The following is a 4,533-nucleotide window of genomic DNA, read 5'->3' on the forward strand; positions in this document are numbered from 1 at the left end:
AAAAGTAAGATACACGCTCTTTTAATTCCGATACCTGATGGAGACAGGTTTCCATTTATGCAGTTCTAAGGAGGTTCATTTATTTTTGATACATACTGTTCTTATAATAAAATAGACAAACGTAGTCAGATGCTTACTTCTCCAGCCATTCCCTTGCATTTATAAATGCTGTCAACCAAGGTGATACTTCATCCTTACGTCCATCAGGATAATGTGCCCAGTTCCACTGAAATATTGAACGTTCTATATGTGGCATCATTACCAGGTGCCTGCCAGTTACATCACACAGCATAGCCGCGTTAAAACCAGATCCATTTGGATTAGCCGGATAACCTTCATAACCATATTTACCGACGATGTTGTATTTATCTTCTTCATATGGGAAATCAAATTTCCCCTCTCCATGTGAAACCCACACGCCTAAAGTACTACCCGCAAGATTTGACAACAATACCGATTTATTCTCCTGGATAGTCACCGATGTAAAGATGCTCTCATGTTTATGGCTGTCATTATGCAACATACGTGGTTTTTCTCCATGATCCAGGTTGATTAAACCCAGTTCTACAAACAACTGACAACCGTTACAGATCCCCAATGAAAGGGTATCTTTACGATTAAAGAATTTTTCGATTGCCTCCTTTGCCTTCGGGTTATAGAGGAATGCTCCCGCCCAACCTTTGGCAGAACCTAACACATCAGAATTGGAGAAACCACCTACAGCTCCTAAAAACTGAATATCTTCCAGCGTTTCACGCCCTGATATAAGGTCGGTCATATGCACATCCTTTACATCAAACCCTGCCATGTACATCGCATTCGCCATCTCCCGCTCAGAGTTACTCCCCTTTTCACGCAATACTGCTGCCTTGATACGAGGTTTTGTACTGTCAATGACAGGTTTCTTTCCACTAAATCCAGCTGGGAATGTAAATTTCAGCGGTTGGTTCTTATAATTTTCAAAACGCTCTTTTGCTTTTACCGTACCACATTGCTTTTGGTCCAACAGGTACGAAGTCGTAGACCATACATCCCGTAGGTGATTGATGTCAAATTGCCAGTCGCCCGTTACATGCTTCACCGTTAATGCAGCTGTTGCAGTCACTTCCCCAATCTTATGACAAGCAATGCCAGCTTCTTCCAGTAATGTTTCTACCGAAGCATCTGCCTGGAAAACCACTCCATTATTCTCAGCAAATAAGAGCTTAATGATATCCTCCTCGCCCAATCCACTCAAATCAATATTGGCACCCAGGTCACGGTCTGCAAAGCAAAGCTCCAGCAGCGTCACAATCAGGCCGCCACTGCCAATGTCATGACCTGCCTGTATACTTCCAGCTTTGATCAGCTGTTGCAGGGTGTTAAATGCCTGCTTAAAAGTAGCGGCATTCACCACATCAGGTGTCTGGTCTCCAATCTTGTTTACGATCTGCGCAAAAGAGGACCCACCTAATTTATAGTTATCTCCTGAAAGATTGATGTAATAGATACTGCCACCACTTTTGCTTAATACAGGCTCAACGACAGCCTTGATGTCATCGCAATGGCCGGTAGCTGATATAATCACAGTTCCAGGTGCAATCACTTCCTTATCAGGGTATTTCTGCTTCATGGATAATGAATCCTTCCCTGTAGGGATGTTGATGCCTAATGCGATAGCGAAGTCGGAACAAGCTTTTACCGCCTCGTATAATCTGGCATCTTCACCTTCGTTCTTACATGGCCACATCCAGTTGGCCGATAATGATACACTGGTAATGCCATCCTTCAAAGGTGCCCAAACAATGTTGGACAACGCTTCTGCAATCGCATTACGACTGCCTGCAGCGGGATTGATCAGTGCTGACAGCGGGGCATGCCCAATTGAAGTAGCAATACCGTGCTGTCCCTGAAAATCCAGGGCCATTACCCCACAGTTGTTCAATGGTAACTGTAGCGGGCCGGCACATTGCTGTTTAGCCACACGGCCACTCACACAACGGTCCACTTTATTCACTAACCAGTCTTTACTGGCTACTGCTTCCAGTTGCAGGACCTGTTCCAGGTATTGCTGTAATTTTTTTACATCGTAGGTTAGCGGCTGGTAGCTGCGGGTAATGGTTTTATCCCGCATGTATATTTTCGGAGAACTGCCAAACATGTCAGCCAGGTTCAGGTCTAATGGCGTGGCTCCTGTAGTGGCAGACTTAAATGTAAAACGATGGTCGCCGGTGACAGCTCCTACTACATACATAGGAGAACGTTCACGTGCCGCGATACGCTGCATGGTTTCAATATTCTCCTGGCCGATCACGATACCCATACGCTCCTGTGATTCGTTGCCAATAATTTCCCTGGCAGAGAGGGTCGGATCACCCACAGGCAGTTTATCGAGGTTGATCAAACCACCAGTTTCTTCCACCAGTTCTGACAGACAGTTCAGGTGTCCTCCCGCACCATGGTCGTGTATAGATATAATTGTATTATGATCACTTTCTACCAGGCCACGCACTACATTCGCTACACGCTTCTGCATTTCCGGGTTAGAACGCTGTACGGCATTTAACTCTATTGCTGAATCAAATGCACCGGTATCTGCCGATGAGACGGCAGCACCGCCCATACCAATACGGTAATTGTCACCACCCAGGATCACCACCTTGTCATCGACGGATGGCTTCAGTTTAGTAGCCTGACTAGCCTTGGCATAGCCAATACCACCTGCCTGCATTATAACTTTATCGTAGCCAAGGGTAATCCCATTCTCTTCGTGTTCAAAGGTGAGCAGAGAACCAGTGATTAGGGGCTGTCCGAACTTATTTCCAAAATCAGATGCCCCGTTTGACGCCTTGATCAGGATATCAACAGGGGTCTGGTACAGCCATTTACGTTCCGCTACCTGATTTTCCCAATCTCTGCCTGAAGTAAGACGGGAAAGCGCCGTCATGTACACTGCCGTTCCTGCCAACGGAATAGACCCCTGACCACCTGCCAGCCTGTCTCTGATCTCACCGCCAGCACCTGTGGCCGCCCCATTAAAAGGTTCTACGGTAGTTGGGAAGTTATGTGTTTCGGCTTTTAATGAAATAACCGATTCGAATTCTTTAACTTCATAGAAATCAGGCACATCCGGACGTTTTGGTGCAAATTGCTGCACCATAGGGCCTTTTACAAAAGCCACATTGTCCTTATATGCAGATACGATACTGTTTGGATTGGTTTCGGATGTTTTACGAATAAGTTTAAACAGGGATAATGGTTGTTCCTGCCCATCTATCACAAATTTTCCGTTAAATATTTTATGCCGGCAGTGCTCAGAATTTACCTGTGAAAAACCAAATACTTCTGAATCCGTCAGTTTACGCCCCATTTTCAGGGACAGATTATTTAAATAATCAACTTCTTCCTCACTTAATGATAAGCCTTCCTTTCGGTTATAGTCGGCAATATCCTCAATTTCGATAATTGGTTCGGGTACAATGCTGATGGAGAAGATATCCTGATTCAATTCAGCATATTTTTGAGACAGCATAGGGTCAAAATCGTTAAAGTCAGGATTTACCTTACTGTAAGTTTCAATACGTGCAATCCCATGAATTTCCATATTCTGGGTGATTTCCACCGCATTTGTACTCCAGGGTGTAACCATAGCCGCACGGGGGCCCACATAATAATCTTTCAGTACTTTTTCCTGGTGTAATTGTGCATTTCCGAACAGCCAACACAGCTTTGAAATATCCGGGGGTGTTAGCTCCTGCGCTTTCTGAACCGCAAAAATTGTATTAAAACTATTTGAAAAAAAATGGATCATACATGGTCAATTATTCGCAAAAGTATAATAAAATATGCCAAATTACCTTTCCTTTTAAAGGTGGTGAAATCGCTATTTATTTTTGTTAAAATTTCAATGGTTTTACATTTGCCTTTAAATTGACAAAGGCAGGTAAAACATCCCCACTTGTGCAGCGAGTTTTAGTCATCTATATCAGGGTGCAAGATGCTGTCTGATCTTAATAAAAACGACCTCTGTAGTTTATTCCTTTATATTATAACTGTCTTATTTTTCAGCCAGGCACCGGCGAACTAATTGAATTTGGTAATTGGAGAAAAGGTTAACTTAAAACACATCAACGTTTTCAGGTAAATCAAACACCACTTATTTATAATCAACCTCATTTGGCGCGAAAACGCCCCGGTACCGGGTTCCCCAAAAGCAAAGCCCCTTCAATGAGTTTTACTTTCAATACACACCCCTATCTAACTAATTCATTTTCAATACAATTCAGGTTCAATTATAGACAACCAGTAAAAAATTGTACTGGAAAATATAAATCTCTTAGAATTTCCAATGTTTGCTCGTCATCAAAGTTTACACACATTGCATAAAGTATTTGGTAGCGTATTCCTAGAAACCACTATAAGGAGACCAGGGCGATCGCTATTATAGATTCAGAAATGACAAGACTTCAAGTAGGGACTTTTGCACCCATCGATCTTTTACTGACGAAGATTTTGATTGCTGGTAGCATTCGGACTGAGATGCACCAGTAAAAC

At 43.2% G+C, this 4,533-nt stretch carries 1 protein-coding gene; it reads right to left on the reverse strand.

What is annotated here, in order from left to right:
• Positions 1–133 precede the first annotated feature (133 nt).
• Positions 134–3,790 (reverse strand): phosphoribosylformylglycinamidine synthase, encoded by a 3,657-nt coding sequence (purL, locus tag BW716_RS34455; protein WP_083730582.1) that lies wholly within the window; start codon positions 3,788–3,790, stop codon positions 134–136.
• Positions 3,791–4,533: the final 743 nt, after the last annotated feature.

Origin of the sequence: [Flexibacter] sp. ATCC 35208 (assembly GCF_001975825.1) — a bacterium.
Classification (GTDB): domain Bacteria; phylum Bacteroidota; class Bacteroidia; order Chitinophagales; family Chitinophagaceae; genus Chitinophaga.

What these genes read in the sequence shown, in the direction of transcription:
- purL (WP_083730582.1), bottom strand. Translation starts at nt 3,790, where the DNA reads ATGATCCATTTTTTTTCAAATAGTTTTAATACAATTTTTGCGGTTCAG.